Source organism: Nostoc sp. GT001, from assembly GCF_030382115.1.
In the GTDB taxonomy this organism is placed as follows: domain Bacteria; phylum Cyanobacteriota; class Cyanobacteriia; order Cyanobacteriales; family Nostocaceae; genus Nostoc.
This window is the reverse complement of sequence record NZ_JAUDRJ010000003.1, coordinates 2279049-2294988: the sequence shown is the minus strand read 5'-3', so window position 1 is coordinate 2294988 and position 15940 is coordinate 2279049. Positions and strand designations below refer to the sequence as shown.

The 15940-nt window shown below is 41.9% G+C and carries 12 protein-coding genes; 8 read left to right on the top strand and 4 right to left on the bottom strand.

From position 1 onward, the window contains the following. Positions 1-3: 3 nt before the first annotated feature. Positions 4-1767 (bottom strand): sensor histidine kinase, encoded by a 1764-nt coding sequence (locus QUD05_RS12670; RefSeq protein ID WP_289796362.1) that lies wholly within the window; start codon positions 1765-1767, stop codon positions 4-6. 173 nt (positions 1768-1940) lie between these two features. After that, positions 1941-2177 (bottom strand): hypothetical protein, encoded by a 237-nt coding sequence (locus tag QUD05_RS12665; protein WP_289796361.1) that lies wholly within the window; start codon positions 2175-2177, stop codon positions 1941-1943. Positions 2178-2729: 552 nt separating this feature from the next. Between QUD05_RS12665 and lepA the strand changes: the two genes are divergently transcribed. The 5 genes from lepA to QUD05_RS12640 all read left to right on the top strand — a co-directional run bounded on the left by lepA (position 2730) and on the right by QUD05_RS12640 (position 10730). Beyond that, positions 2730-4541: a translation elongation factor 4 gene (gene lepA / locus QUD05_RS12660; protein ID WP_289796360.1), complete on the top strand. Its 1812-nt coding sequence runs from the start codon at positions 2730-2732 to the stop codon at positions 4539-4541. 349 nt (positions 4542-4890) lie between these two features. Further along, positions 4891-5373, top strand: coding sequence for a PAS domain-containing protein (locus tag QUD05_RS12655; protein ID WP_289796359.1), 483 nt, complete (start codon positions 4891-4893; stop codon positions 5371-5373). Then, positions 5336-7558, top strand: coding sequence for a diguanylate cyclase domain-containing protein (locus tag QUD05_RS12650; protein ID WP_289796358.1), 2223 nt, complete (start codon positions 5336-5338; stop codon positions 7556-7558). The genes QUD05_RS12655 and QUD05_RS12650 overlap by 38 nt, the downstream gene beginning before the upstream one ends. A gap of 209 nt (positions 7559-7767) precedes the next feature. Beyond that, on the top strand, positions 7768-8955 hold the full coding sequence (locus QUD05_RS12645) for a glycosyltransferase family 4 protein (protein WP_289796357.1): 1188 nt from the start codon (positions 7768-7770) through the stop codon (positions 8953-8955). Between the two features lie 725 nt (positions 8956-9680). Next, positions 9681-10730 carry a cyanophycinase gene (locus tag QUD05_RS12640; RefSeq protein ID WP_289796356.1) on the top strand — a complete coding sequence of 350 codons (1050 nt, stop codon included), beginning with the start codon at positions 9681-9683 and terminating at the stop codon, positions 10728-10730. Positions 10731-11312: 582 nt separating this feature from the next. Here QUD05_RS12640 and QUD05_RS12635 read toward each other — a convergent pair. Beyond that, entirely contained in the window at positions 11313-11816 is a 504-nt protein-coding gene (locus QUD05_RS12635) for a hypothetical protein (RefSeq protein WP_289799946.1), read from the bottom strand. 811 nt (positions 11817-12627) lie between these two features. Here QUD05_RS12635 and QUD05_RS12630 point away from each other — a divergent pair. Next, a complete protein-coding gene (locus QUD05_RS12630) occupies positions 12628-13293 on the top strand; it encodes a phosphoribosyltransferase (RefSeq protein WP_289796355.1) in 666 nt (221 codons plus the stop codon). Between the two features lie 61 nt (positions 13294-13354). Here the strand turns inward: QUD05_RS12630 and QUD05_RS12625 are convergent, their stop codons facing one another. After that, complete coding sequence (locus tag QUD05_RS12625) at positions 13355-13483, bottom strand: hypothetical protein (RefSeq protein ID WP_289796353.1); 129 nt, start codon at positions 13481-13483, stop codon at positions 13355-13357. A gap of 139 nt (positions 13484-13622) precedes the next feature. On the opposite strand from QUD05_RS12625, the gene QUD05_RS12620 reads away from it, so the two are divergent. After that, the gene (locus tag QUD05_RS12620; RefSeq protein WP_289794346.1) at positions 13623-14963 is read left to right on the top strand and encodes a transposase; all 1341 of its coding nucleotides are present in this window, start codon (positions 13623-13625) and stop codon (positions 14961-14963) included. 30 nt (positions 14964-14993) lie between these two features. Next, positions 14994-15710, top strand: a complete 717-nt coding sequence (locus QUD05_RS12615) for an SDR family oxidoreductase (protein WP_289796351.1) — start codon at positions 14994-14996, stop codon at positions 15708-15710. Positions 15711-15940 lie beyond the last annotated feature (230 nt).

The following is a 15940-nucleotide window of genomic DNA, read 5'->3' as shown; positions in this document are numbered from 1 at the left end:
AACTCAACATTCAGCACTACTTGTTGAGTCGCTATCATTAGACGAAACCATGACTGGTTGTTGATATAGTGGCACGGTGAATGTGACTGTTGAGCCAAGTCCTTCGCCCAAGCTATAAAAATGTACCTCACCGCCCATAGCCTCCACTAACTTCTGCGATATTACCAGTCCCAAACCTGTGCCGCCGTACTGGCGAGTGCGGGAGCCATCCACCTGAGAGAATAATTGAAACAGTTTATCTTGTTTGTCTAAAGAAACACCTATGCCCGTGTCTGCTACACGTACTCTCACCATGCCAGGAAATTGCTGATCTTGAAAGTTCGCCTTTTTGAGTACCAAATCAGCGCTGACAGTAACGCCGCCTTCATGGGTGAACTTGATGGCATTGTTCACCAAATTAAGCATCACTTGTAGTAACCGTTGATAGTTGCTTTGGACAATGATTTCATCGGAGGTAGCAGGCATTTGCATCCGAAAGCTAAGGTTTTTCATTTGTGCTTGGGGACGCATGAAACCTTCTACATGACTGAATAGCTCATCTAGCTTGACTGGAGCGTAAGCTAGCTCCATTTTACCAGCTTCGATTTTGGCAATGTCCAAAATGTCGTTGATGATATTCAGCAAATGTATCGATAAGTGATGAGCTTCTGCTAAAAACTGGTTTTGTTCTTCTGGATCATCAGCCATCCCTTCCAAAATCAGCTTCAAAAACCCAATCATACCGTTGAGGGGGGTACGAATTTCATGGGATACATTAGCCAGAAACTCACTTTTGAGGCGGGAAGCTTCTTCGGCTTTCTGACGCGCTACTTCTAATTCTTCATATAAAGTAGCATGAGCGATCGCAGTTCCCAATTGATCTGCTGCTTCTTTTGCCAGTTCTAATTCCGATTCTGTTAATGTATAGCATTCATCCTGCCAATTTAAGGCAACCAATCCATTAGCTTGGTCTTGATAGCAAGTCGCAACTACTAAAGTTTTCTGCCGCCCAGACTCTTTGTATCCAGGCACTTCCATCGTAACTGGTTCTAGGGTTGCCAAGGCTTGAGCAAAGGCAGGTTCAGAAGCTATATCTATGTCTGAGCCAAGCATTGATTTGAGTTCTGGCTGGCGATACTCAGCCTTCACCTGCACTTTTGAGCTTGAGGGCTGATAAGGACAAATAATGCAGCGTTCTAGCCGCAGTGCTTTCCCTAAACTATCAACTGTTTGCTGCCAAATAATATTTAAATCCAATGTCCTGCGAATATTTCTGGTAATGCGATTTACCAATTTTTGGTGTTGCTGTGAACGCAAAGCCAACTCTATTTGTGTGGGCGTTTTTGATGCCACACGCGCTTGCTTTTTGTTGAGTGTCGCTTGTACTAACCGTCCCATCACTAAAACGGTAGTAGCAGTGGTTCCCCAACTCGGCATAATCGGACTAATCACTAAGTCCAACTCAAATAATTCCTTCTGATAGCTAAACCAACACTGAAACCTTTCTGGCACCAAATTTGTCAAAATTCGGTGCAATCGTTCCAAGTAAGTAACCTTATCCACGGGGACAAAGGTTTGGGTCTGGTTTAGCTCGTCAACTATTTTTTCAGTATTTAACCCCAGGAGTTCGCTGTACTGCCAACAAAAGGTCAGATAGCGCCCTGCCCCATCTTGCGTATAAACCAACTCGGCTCCTAGAGTTGGTAATGAGCCATCAGTCTTACTGGTACTAGATTCCAGATTTTGGGAAAATACATTCGACAATTGGGAATTGGCAGTAATAGTCATTAATTGAGTTGGATAGACAAAGGGTATCCGACCGTAATTTTACTAAAGCCGCTGAAATTTATACATAAATTTTTACAGCTTTTTTGGGTTTGATGGGGTATTTTTTGGCGTTCTAAAAACCAGATTGGCAAACTTTACTTTTTTTAACTTGCATTGACAGTTAAATAATGGCGTCAATCGTTCCATTCACCGCGAGGAGGAACAGGAGTACGCACAGGCGTGCGCGTTAATTCGTCATCTCTGAGGATTTCACCCCGTAACCACTGGCGAATTGCCACCTCAATTACTTTACTTGGGTCATTGGTGAGATGCTGAATTTGCTCTAGTAACTCGGAGTCTAGGCGGACAGCGATTTCTACCTTATCGGCTTGTGTATTTTCCGCTTTGGTAGTTTTCTCTCTCATATTCATAGGTTTATATACTCTAAATTCTTTGAATTGGTTTTGTCTAAAGCTTTGTAAAGTAGTTATATTCATTATTTGGGCTAATTCGCTGAAAAATTTTCAAGGGCACAGTTAAATACTTCCCTGAAATAGCACCAAAGTAACAGCTTTAAGTTTTAAATCGCATTTTTCATATAACTGACTAGACAATGGCTCTAGAAGTTTTGCCGATAAACCAGCGATTATGGGCAATTACCAGTCGCAATTGCCCACGATCCCTACACGATCCCTACATGTACTTATTTACATTTATTGTACGCTTCTAGCTGTTGAATACTAGCAGCGACAAATAGACTTTCATAATATTCTTAAATGTCCACCTATTTAGATCGAAAGTTAAAGATGGGGTGAAGAGAGGCAGGGAGCAGAGGGGCAGGGGAGCAAGGGGAGAATAACTAATGACGAATGACGAATGACTAACTCAGCACTAAAAGCGGAGCGTCTTGGCTAAGAAAGCATTAAAATACATTAAGTAAATTGCCCTTTTAACTTTGGTTGCTGCTAAGGCAAAGATAGTATATGACTGACGTTCCCGCAGTTCGCATTCGCAATTTTTGTATTATTGCTCACATCGACCACGGGAAATCAACCCTCGCCGATCGCTTGCTACAAGCTACTGGCACTGTTGAAGACCGACAGATGAAGGAACAGTTTCTCGACAATATGGATTTGGAACGGGAGCGCGGCATTACGATTAAGCTGCAAGCTGCCCGGATGAACTACACAGCTAAGGATGGACAGCAGTATGTGCTGAACTTGATTGACACTCCGGGACACGTGGATTTCTCTTATGAAGTCTCTCGCTCTCTTGTTGCTTGCGAAGGAGCGCTATTGGTAGTAGATGCGTCCCAAGGTGTGGAAGCGCAAACTTTGGCAAATGTATATTTAGCATTAGAGAATAACCTGGAAATTATTCCAGTTTTGAATAAAATTGATTTGCCTGGGGCTGAACCAGAACGGGTAATTGGCGAAATTGAAGAAATTATCGGTCTAGATTGCAGTGGGGCAATTCTGGCTTCTGCTAAAGAGGGAATTGGGATTAATGAGATTTTAGAAGCAGTTGTCGAGCGGATACCGCCACCACCCAATACCATAAATGAACGCTTACGAGCGTTAATTTTTGATAGTTATTACGACAGTTATCGGGGAGTAATTGTGTATTTTCGGGTGATGGATGGCACCGTGAAAAAAGGCGATCGCATCCATTTAATGGCATCGGGTAAAGAATTTGAAATTGATGAATTAGGCGTTCTTTCTCCGACTCAAAAGCAAGTTGATGAACTGCACGCTGGAGAAGTAGGCTATTTGGGAGCGGCAATTAAAGCTGTCGCTGATGCACGGGTAGGAGACACAATTACCCTGAGTAAGGCGAAAGCAGATGCACCCTTACCAGGCTACGCAGAAGCGAACCCAATGGTTTTTTGCGGGATGTTCCCCATTGATGCCGATCAATTTGAAGATTTGCGGGAAGCCTTGGAAAAGCTGGAACTCAACGATGCAGCGCTGCATTACGAACCAGAAACTTCGAGCGCAATGGGGTTTGGGTTCCGTTGCGGATTCTTGGGTTTGCTGCACATGGAAATTGTCCAGGAACGTCTAGAGCGAGAGTATAACCTAGATTTAATCATTACAGCCCCCTCAGTGGTTTATAAGGTGATTACCCTCAAAGGCGAGGAACTGTACATCGATAATCCTAGCCGTTTACCTTCTCCCAACGATCGCGAAAGAATTGAAGAACCCTACGTCCAAGTCGAGATGATAACGCCGGAAACTTATGTTGGCAGCTTGATGGAGTTGTCACAAAATCGCCGGGGCATTTTCAAAGATATGAAATATCTCGCCCAAGGACGAACCACACTTACATACGAACTCCCCTTGGCGGAAGTTGTAACTGACTTTTTTGATCAAATGAAATCGCGATCGCGCGGTTACGCCAGTATGGAATATCACATCATCGGCTACCGTGAAAATCCTTTGGTGAAGCTGGATATCATGATTAACGGCGATCCTGTGGATTCCTTGGCGATGATTGTACATCGAGATAAAGCTTACAACGTCGGGCGGGCAATGGCAGAAAAGCTCAAGGAACTAATTCCCCGCCATCAATTTAAAGTGCCAATTCAGGCATCTATTGGCAGTAAAGTTATTGCCAGCGAACATATCCCCGCTTTGCGTAAAGATGTGTTAGCCAAATGCTACGGTGGTGACATCAGTCGCAAGAAAAAACTTTTGCAGAAGCAAGCAAAAGGTAAAAAGCGGATGAAATCTGTAGGTACTGTAGATGTACCGCAGGAAGCCTTTATGGCAGTACTGCGCTTGGATCAAAACTAATAGAATTCAGGAGTCAGGAGTCAGGAGTCAGGAGTCAGAATTCAGAATGAATTTGAGTCCGAATGGCGGATATCGCTACGCAAAGCGAGTCCGCATACTCCTGCAAAGCAGCAAGCTAGCAAAAGCGTCTGAATCTACTATTTTCAGTCCCCCACCAAAATTTTTTATTCTGAATTCTGAATTCTTTATTCTTCTTCAACATTCGTTAATTTTAATTACAACGCCTGTCAACAGCAGCCTCAAATGAGTTCCAGGCTGCTGCTGGCAGGTTAAACAATCCTTGAGTGTGCCTCTAGTGCGGGATTTCTAACAGAAAAAATGATAATTTATTGTAGAAATTCAAAACGTCATGAGCCGCAAGCAGCCCCAAGAACAACTCTCTGAGGCAGAGCAAAAGTATCGTACTCTCGTAGAACAAATTCCCGGCGTTGTTTACGTCTCACCGATTAATGACACTACAAAAGTTGCTTATATTAGTCCACAACTACAACAATTATTAGGCATTGCCCCTGAAGACTGGAATTTTGGTTTCTTTAATAGTTGGTTAGATTACACTCATCCAGAAGATCGCGATCGCGTTTGGCAAGCTGTAAATACTACAATTGCCACGGGAGAGCCTTTCAGTGTCGAGTATCGGATGATTAGGCGCGATGGCAGAATAATTTGGGTACGGGATCAAGCCAATCTCGTTCTCGATATCGATGGAGAAACTCAGGTACTTCAGGGTTTAGTATTTGATATTAGCGATCGCAAACAAGTAGAAGCTGCACTGCAAGAGAGCGAAGCGCGTTCTCGTGCCATCCTCGAAGACTCAAACGGAACTGATTGCTAGAGGCTTACCAGATGGCACTTTTACCTTTGTTAATGAAGCTTACTGTCGATTTTTTGGGCTGGAGCGAGACAAAATTATCGGTCAGCACTACAAACCTGTTGTGTTTGAGGAAGATCAAGAACGTGTGTTTAGTCTGGTAAATTCCATCAGCTTAGAAAATCCCGTTATTACCATTGAAAATCGCGTCGTAGCTTGCGAAGGGGTGCGGTGGACGCAATGGATTGTTCGAGGGATATTTGATCCGCAGGGGATGCTTGTAGAACTTCAATCTGTTGGAAGAGATATAACTGACCGCAAATTGGTAGAACAAGCTTTAAGTGAAAATGAGCAAAAATTCCGGGCGATTTTCAATCAAACCATTCAGTTTATCGGATTGCTTGAGCCGAATGGGATAGTATTAGAAGCGAACCAAACAGCACTGGACTTTGCTGGGATTAGTCGAGAAGAAGTCGTTGGCAAGCCATTTTGGAAAGCAAAATGGTGGACAATTTCTCTAAACACTCAAGAGCAATTAAAAACTGCGATCGCATCTGCTGCTAATGGTCAACCTATTCGCTATGAAGTTGACATTATAGGTCGAGATGGTCAAGCGATCGCGATTGATTTTTCAATGCGTCCCATACTTGATGAAACTGGGCGTGTGACACTACTCATTTCTGAAGGACGAGATATTACTGAATATAAAGTCGCGCTTCAGGAACGCCACAAAGCTGAAGAGGCATTACGCTCAAGTCAAGACTTTCTACAAAAGGTTGCTAATACCGTACCGCATATTTTGTATTTGTTTGACCTCTTAAAAGGAACAAGCATTTATCTGAATGAGAAAAGTGTGACTATTTTAGGCTACTCTCCAGAGGAATTTTGTAACGCAGATCCGCAGTGGTTCATGAATTGCTTTCATCCAGACGACAGACACCTCTGCTATGACATTCCAAGTCGCTTTGTTAACCTTAAAGATAATGAAGTACTTTCCACTGAATACCGATTCCGACACAAAAATGGAGAATGGCGTTGGCTAAATACACGAGAAGTGGTATTTGCCAGAGATGGTAACGGCGCTCCAACGCAGATTCTTGGCTCGGTAGAAGACATTAATACTCGTAAAGAAGCTGAAGTAATGTTGCGACAGCAAGCAGAGGGAGAACGGCTAATTACCGAAGTAACTCAACAGATTCGACAATCACTGAATTTGGAGGAGGTTCTGAATACAACAGTCAACAGTATTCGCCAGTGTTTGGGTTCAGATTCCGTGGCTATCTACCAGTTAGAATCTGACGGAAGTGGCAATTTTGCGGCGGAATCACTGAGTGATAACTATCCTCAGAGATTAGAACTGACAATGCAACCATTTTCGCTCAACCAAGATTTTAGCTACTATTACCAGGGATTACCTAAAGTCTTCCATGATATTCAGGAGTCTGATTTTTCAGCCGATCTTTTTGAGTTATTACAACTCTATCAAATTAAGGCTGCTGTAATAGTACCGATTTTGAATGGGGAGCATCTGTGGGGTTTACTCATTGCTCACCAGTGTGGCGCACCTCGTTATTGGCAAGCATTTGAAGTTAATTTGTTGCACCAACTGGCAAGTCAAGTAGCGATCGCTATTCATCAATCAGTACTCTACCAGCAAGTGCAAGCTGCCAATGAAGAATTACAAAGATTAGCTACTCTAGATGGCTTGACTCAAATAGCCAATCGCCGCCGATTTGATGAGTATCTTGAAGCTGAGTGGCAGCGACTTAAACGCGAGCAAGTGCCTGTTTCTTTAATTTTGTTCGATGTCGATTTTTTTAAACCCTACAATGATACTTATGGTCATTTAGCAGGGGATGATTGTTTGCGACAATTAGCAAGTTCCCTCAAAAATATTGTTAAGCGTCCAGCCGATTTAGTCGCTCGTTATGGTGGCGAAGAATTTGCTATCATTCTGCCTAATACAGAGATTCAAGGAGCAATCTATGTAGCTGAAACTATTAGACAAGCAATCCGCGACTTAGCCATTCCTCATACTCAGTCTCGCGTGTGCGATCGTGTTACCGTTAGTCTAGGCGTTGTTAGCATTGTGCCAAATTCCGAAATTTCGCCGACAGACTTGATTAATGCAGCAGACAAAGCACTTTATGTAGCCAAACAGCAAGGACGCGATCGAGTTCATGCCGTTTCTGTCGTTATCCCTTCTTGACACCTGGTTGCGAGAGGCTCAATTGTTCTAATTACGAATTATTACTATACCTTGCTTTTTATCCTTAACTTACAGTTAATCGCCTTTAACAAAATCACTGTTAAAAAATCTAAAAATTTTAGTAAAAGTACTCACTACATTGGCCAGACTTGTATTTTTAGGTAAATGTAGTTTGTTAGATATTTATAAAGTGTTGGGGAGTCTAGTAGATGAAGATACTGGTACTGAGTTGGGAGTTTCCACCAAGGATTATTGGGGGAATTGCGCGGCATGTGGCGGAGTTGTACCCAGAACTGGTAAAGCTAGGACATGAAATTCACCTGATTACAGCGGAGTTTGGTCACGCGTCGATGTATGAGGTGGTTGAAGGAGTAAAGATACATCGAGTACCAGTGGCATATAGTAACGACTTTTTCCACTGGGTAGTGAATCTCAACTTGAGTATGGGAGATCACGCTGGTAAGTTAATTTTAGAAGAAGGGCCCTTTGATTTAATTCATGCCCATGATTGGTTAGTCGGAGATGCTGCGATCGCTCTCAAGCATAATTTTAAAATACCACTAATTGCCACAATTCATGCTACAGAATACGGACGATATAACGGTATTCACACAGATATTCAAGGTTATATAAATGGCAAAGAAACCTTGCTAGCTTACAATGCGTGGCGGATTATTGTTTGTAGCGACTATATGCGCCAAGAAGTAGAACGAGCGCTACATAGTCCTTGGAACAAAATTGATGTCATTTATAACGGTATCCGAGCCGAAAAGAAACAGCATCATACAGATTTTCATGCTCTAGATTTTCGCCGCCAATTTGCCGCAGACGATGAGAAAATAGTTTACTACCTCGGTCGTATGACCTACGAGAAAGGTGTACCTATATTACTTAATGCCGCACCCAAAATCCTTTCAGAAATGGGAGGTAACGTGAAATTTGTGATCGTTGGTGGCGGCAATACTGACCATCTCAAGCGCCAAGCCTGGGATTTAGGAATTTGGCATCATTGTTATTTTACTGGTTTTCTCTCCGATGAATATTTAGATAAATTTCAGACTGTCGCAGACTGCGCGGTTTTTCCGAGTCTTTACGAACCCTTTGGGATTGTAGCTTTAGAAAGCTTCGCTTCTCGTGTACCTGTAGTAGTTTCTGATACTGGTGGTTTTCCTGAAGTGGTGCAACATACCAAAACAGGCATTGTCACTTGGGTGAACAATCCCGATTCTTTAGCTTGGGGAATTTTGGAAGTGTTGAAAAATCCAGGTTATCGCCAATGGCTGGTGGATAACGCTTATGAGGATTTAGAAAGACGCTTTAGCTGGCCGAAACTAGCCAAGCAAACCGAACGAGTATATCAGCAAGTTGTACAAGAGCGATCGCAAATACCTTGGTAATATAGATCCCCGATTTCTTGAAGAAATCGGGGATCTAAAATTTTATTTTAACTTGCATAAATCCTTAATCAACTTTGAACAATCCATAGCTCAATACGCTTGGGTTAGCGCCAAAAATCTTCAGTTGTGTAGGTTGGGTTGAGGAACGAAACCCAACATTTATGACTATATAAAATAAACTGCTATTTTGGGATAAATTATGAGCTAAAAAAGCTAATAATATTGTTTATTGTGGACTATTTCTACCTTGGATTCACGCTTCTATTTTTCAATCGCTGGCAATGATCAGGAAGAACTAAATGCTGAAAATAATTTAATTTGTGTTCCCAGTTATTCAGCATATTGGGTAACTATTCCCAGTAATTACGGAAGCATCTGAACAATCAATACCTAATCTATTTTAAATTTTATCTGGTCAGAATTAAACGCTACAAGCAATGTAGATATTTTCGCACAGTAGCACAGAGAATTAATGATCACTCTGCGTTATTTTGCGTTAACAAACAGTACAAGACCTGTACGCTGGAAATTCTACCCGATCTAGTGCCACAGTTAAGCTAGTGCGCGTCTCAATTGCATATTTTTCGTTAAGACTGTCCTAAGTCAATTGGTTATTCACAACAACAGATAAATGACTAATGACAAAGAACAAATTTCACGAATAAATAAGCAATTAAAATGCGTCACAGCCTAGCAATAATTGCAGTTTGCTCTAGAAGTTTAGTATGACAAAGGCATTCCCAAGCATAGCAAGGCGCTTGAAAAGTACAGGAATCAAGTTGTTGAAAATGGGAACCTTCCTAATAACCCGTTTTATTGCAAGCTGGAAACGCTTCTTTCTGGGTGATACTGTTGATGTTCGCCCCTCCACCTCTGACTCCTTTGATGTCCGTCCCTCCTTAGCGGGCCCAGTCCTGAGTTTGGGTGGGGGAGGCCCCGATGTCGATGATGCTATCCAGTGGATGATTAACCAAGTTAGAGGAGGTAGTAACTCCAGCACTAAAGTTAATGTTGTAGTTATCCGCACTAATGGTAATCACGATTACAATCGGCTAATTTATGCCATGAAGGGTGTAAATTTTGTGGAAACTCTTTTGGTTAGGGATAGACAAGAGGCAAACAAAGCTGAGATTTATGAAAAAATCCGAAATGCTGATGTAGTTTTCTTTGCTGGCGGGGATCAATGTCAATACATCCGCAACTGGAAAGATACCAAGCTTGAGGCTGCCGTTAAATCAGTTTACCTTAAGGGAGGTGGTATTGGTGGCACTAGTGCGGGTGCAATGATCCAAAGTGATTGTGTTTATGATGCTTGCGCTTCTTCCGAAAAAGGCATTGAAACTAGAGACGCACTTGAAGATCCCTACCGAGACATTACTTTTACTTACAACTTTTTCAATTGGAGTAATTTGAAGGGAACTATCGTAGATACACACTTTGACAGGCGGGAAAGAATGGGTCGAATTATGACTTTCATTGCCCGTCAAATTAAGGATGGTGTATCTAGCAGTGTTTTAGGTATAGCGGTTAGTGAAAGTACGGCGGTTCTTGTGGATAAAAACGGTTTGGTGAAAGTTATGGGTAGGGGTGCAGCATACTTTGTACTTGGCAATCATCTACCAGAAGTATGCGAACCCCGAAAGCCTTTGACCTTTTCCAATTACAAAATTTGGAAAGTTCGCAGTGGCGACACCTTCAACTTAAGAAATAGACCAACTTCTGGATACTATCTCAGGAGTGTCAAAAGGGGACGGATTGATTCAAATCCCTATTGAGTGGCAGGGCTGATTCTTCTCATTTAAAACAGGATTTGTCAAGATGGTTAGCAAGAAAATTGGGCGTTGCTGAATCAAGGGATGATTCTTGTAGGGTGGGCGTCTCGCCCGCCCTGAAATACATGGGACGGGCAAGATGCCCATCCCACAAAACTAGCAAAATCATCCCGCAAATATGCAACGCCGAAAATTGTAACTAAGGGTGACGGTGAGATGAACATTTAAGCACTTAAATAGGGAGAATCTCACCTTTGCAAATATATCAGGCGTGTTTTTACACTCATTGAGATGCTCCCCTTAAATATCAGTAAAATAGTTAATTTTATCGGCACGCTGATAACAAACCAATCAATTTTTAATTGCTAGAACCCTTGATTTTTAAAGCTATTTGGGGAATGTAACACGCCCAACACCCATAACATTTTCTCATTTTGAAAATAGCTTTCAGGAGCTTTTAGCTCACTTGGGTAAGGGAGGGTCAAATAAAAGTAATTTTAGAAAAGAATCTGACAGAACCTGAGCTTCGGTTTTGCTCGGCTCAACCTGGCATATATAAGATTTTGAAAGTAATTTCGGGCAATACTAGGCGCTGATGGGTTGTTGTTCAGATTCAATTAACTGATTATTAGGTACATCAAATCTAATAGTACTAGCTGCCCAGTCTTTAAAATCGGGTGCTAGCCAGACTAGCTTACGCAGAATTTCATCATTGACCCACAACACCAAGGGAAACTGAAACTGTTTGCGAAACTCATCTCGCATGATATTGGTACTAATAATCAGTTGGTTAATTGCCACTACAGATTCTAAGCCTCGTACCATCAAAGCTTCGGGTTGAGTAGTACCAATTTCACTGGTAATAGCTGTGTACAATTTGTCAGCAGAAGGTGAGAGCAAAATTTCGTGAATATCTGCTGATGAAAATTCTGTTAACAAATTCAACACTTGCTGCTGCTTTTGAACACAGTTGCAACACGCCAATAACAGTGAAAACTGTCCACCGGAAACCATCATCGCCCTTGCTAGTCTCTTAGTGGCTGCTGTGCTGCTAACTGTGCCGTTTTCTGAATTAGTTAAGCCGATCATTAAAAACACCCTTCTTTTGATTTTCAAACATATTCAGTAATTCTACCCTATTAATTTTTATTTAAAAGTGTTAATTGGGTAACTTTGATGACTTGTCTCTGTAATATTAAGCATTATATAACGAACAAGCAGATGGTGCATTATCTCATATTCACAATTAAAGGATAATGTAAAGATAATATCAACACAATGTCAGTAATAGGGGACAAGCGAAGAATTAACAATTGAATTATCACTGGATTTTCATAGATTTTTGCATCTGCTAGCAAGTAAGTAATTTTTTGTTAAGCCACAGTAAAAAAAATACTCGGTAAAAGTCTAACAGTAAATGTTAGCAAGTGGCAAAACTTATAGCAGTTTTCAAACGCACTCCTACTTAAACATTAGGTTTTCCATGTCACCCTCCTCTTGTGGTTGCACTATAACTTTGCTTCACGCTAACACCAGTTATCTACAGCAGTAAACCCCCTACAGCATGAGTTCACCGCGTCACTGTGTCTTCTCAACAAGCTATCTGGGGAGGGATATTGAGTGTGGAGTAGTAAAATAGTCTCAGCACAAGATGCAGAAATCTTGTTGCATTAAAGCTAACTCATCCGTTTGATAGAACTGTAAATATAAGATGTCGCTCCGTTAGTGGAGGACAGGGAATATTTAGCTTTCTAAGATCGATTTAGAACATCTGAACTATAACAACCAGACAAGTTTGGAATTTGCTCAATTGCTCCATTTTTTGAGGTTGATAGCCAATAACAAACTTATGTAAATATTTATTTTTTTTTGGAAACCAATCAATTAGGAATATAACACCATGCTATTTAAAGATCGGAGGTTTGCGGGTCAAGTTTTGGCTAAGGAGTTAAGCGCTTATGCTAACGACCCAAATGTTCTGGTATTAGGGCTACCAAGGGGTGGTGTACCCGTCGCCTTTGAAGTTGCCAAAACGTTAAATGCCCCCTTAGATATTTTAGTGGTACGTAAATTGGGTGTACCCGATCAAGAAGAACTAGCTATGGGAGCGATCGCTTCTGGTGGTGTGCGGATAGTCAATAAATATATTATCAACCTGGAAAAGATATCCGATGAAGTAATTGCCAGAGTGGCGGTGCAAGAAGAACGGGAGTTAGAGCGGCGGGAACGGCTTTATCGGGGAAATCGCCCCTTAAGAGATTTGAAAGGACGTACAGTCATCTTGGTAGATGATGGTTTAGCCACAGGTGCAACGATGTGGGCTGCTGTTGTAACTGTGCGAAAACAGCAACCTGCTCAGATTGTGATTGCTGTGCCTGTGGCTGCACCTGAAACTTGCCAAGAGTTAGAAACTGAGGTTGACGAAATCGTTTGCATCTCCAGACCCAGACCGTTTCAGAGTGTTGGTCTTTGGTACGAAAACTTTCCTCAAACGACCGATGAAGAAGTCCGCGACTTACTCGCAAAAGCGGCAAAGAACGGTGAAGCAATACCTCTTGGTACGTAGATAAAGATTAAGTTTATGAGATGGTCTTAACTCACCAACTGAAGTTTTAACGGGACAGAACTCAAATGGCGTGATGATAGCGGTTCGGATTAGTAACGTTGCCGATACAAAAACGTCGATCGAGTATACAAACTAATTGATATGGTTGAATAATGCTGAGTTCATCTAGAAACGGCACTCGATGTTTCACAATCCATACTCAATAATCCCCAGGAATAAATATGTCTCTTATTCCAATACCTTAGCCAAAATAAGAGGATGAGGAGAGAGGGCCGATGTAGTAGAGTTATTGTCTCTCACAACGACAACTCAAAAACTACAATCAGCCCATGTCCGATATCTTATCACTGCTACAATGCTTGCTACCGCAGATAAACGCTACGACGATGCGGCAATTGAACCAGATAATCCTGGCTATGTTAGCGATGAGCGGACGAGTCACGATGTTGGGAATTTCCCGTTGGGCAGGCATTGGTGGTAGTTATCGGACGATGTTGCGGTTTTTTCATACAGTAATACCTTGGGCTACATTGTTTTGGCTATTTTTCCGCAAGCATTTGTTCCGTGCGAATGAGGTATATTTGCTTGCAGGAGATGAAGTTGTAGTCAGTAAATCGGGTAAAAAGACTTATGGATTAGATAGATTCTTTTCTAGCCTAGCCAATAAACCGATATCAGGATTATCTTTCTTTGTATTATCATTAGTGAGTGTTGAACAGAGGCACTCGTTTCCGATTCAGATAGAACAGGTAATAAAGAAAGATACTCAAACAAAAAGTACCTCGACAATCGAAAAACCAAACAAAAAAGAAAAGCGTGGGCGTGGACGACCAAAAGGAAGTAAAAACAAAAATAAAAAGGAAGTGATATTAACATCTGAATTAATACTAATTCAGAAAATGATTGGTTCACTATTCAAGTTATTAGCTAACTCTATTTCCCTCACCTACTTGGTAGTAGATGGTCATTTTGGTAACAACAATGCTTTGCAGATGGCACGTCTTGTCAACTTGCAGATAATTTCCAAATTGCGCCATGATTCAGCATTATACTTCCCTTATGAAAATCCTGACTCCAGTAAGCGCTCTCGTCGTAAATACGGTGATAAGCTAGACTATCGTAATATACCTGACAAATACTTATGTAAAAGTGCTATTGAGGATGATATTCAAACTGATATTTATCAAGCCACTCTTATTCACAAAGAATTTGCCCAAGCTCTCAATGTAGTGATTTTGGTCAAAACCAATCTTAAAACTAATGCTTGCAGCCATGTAATTATTTTTTCTAGCGACCTAACTCTGTCATTTGAAAAAATTATCGACTATTACAAACTCCGTTTCCAAATCGAGTTTAATTTTAGGGATGCCAAGCAGTTTTGGGGATTGGAAGATTTTATGAACCTGAGCCAAACTGCCGTGACTAATGCTTCTAATTTAGCATTTTTTATGGTCAATTTATCCCACCATCTTCTCGCTGATTTCCAGCAACTCAATCCCGGTTCTGGCATTATTGACCTTAAGGCTTACCATCGTGGTTTTCGATATGTTCGTGAAATGTTAAAAATGCTTCCCGAAATCCCTGAGCCTATTTTATTAACCCAGATTTTTGCCAAGCTTACTTCTTTAGGACGTATTCATCCCGTTTCCACTGGCGTTGAACCCTCGTAAATTGGCAGAGGTATTGTTATTCAAAACAAAGTGGTAATCATCACCGGAGCCAGCAGTGGTTTAGGCGAGGCAACTGCGAAGCGACTTGCTGCTAGTGGAGCCAAACTGATGCTGGCTGCCAGACGCGAAGATCGTCTCAAAGAATTGGTTGGAGCGATCGCTAAATCAGGAGGGACTGCAACCTATCAAGTAACGGATGTGGCAGATTGCGCACAGATGGAAGCCTTAGCGAAGGAAACTTTGAGTACATACAGCCGGATCGACGTGCTAATTAATAATGCCGGGTTGATGCCGCTTTCTCCCCTCGACCAAGTAAAGGTGGAGGAGTGGGATCGGATGATCGATGTGAACATTAAGGGTGTCCTCTATGGCATTGCTGCCGTGTTACCAATTATGCGTCAGCAAAAGTCTGGTCACGTCATTAACCTATCGTCAGTGGCTGGACATAAGGTGTTTGCGGGAGCAGCAGTCTACTGTGCCACTAAGTACGCAGTGCGGGCGATTTCTGAGGGGCTGCGGTTAGAGTCAAATGGTGAAATCCGTTCGACTAATATCTCACCAGGAGCCGTTGCCACCGAACTGACTAATACGATTACCGATCAAGACACAGCAGCAGGAATTAATCAACTTTATACGATCGCCATTGATGCAGATGCCATTGCCCGTGCGATCGCATACGCCATTGAGCAACCCGATGATGTTGATGTGAATGAAATGATCATTCGTCCGACACGTCAAGAACTTTAGATTTCGGCTTCCAGAGCAAGCATTCCGCTCAGATCAACTCTCAAAAAGTAGGCTTGGGACTAGATTTACTATTTGAAGTGGAAAAAGTTATTCTTAAAATTCAGCAAAACCCAAATTTAGGAACCCCACACAAGATTGAAGGAATACGTCGTGATGCTATTCAACGTTTTCCCTATCTNGATTTTTATACGGTGCTTGAAGAAGTGATATCATGTCCGCCAAATTACCCA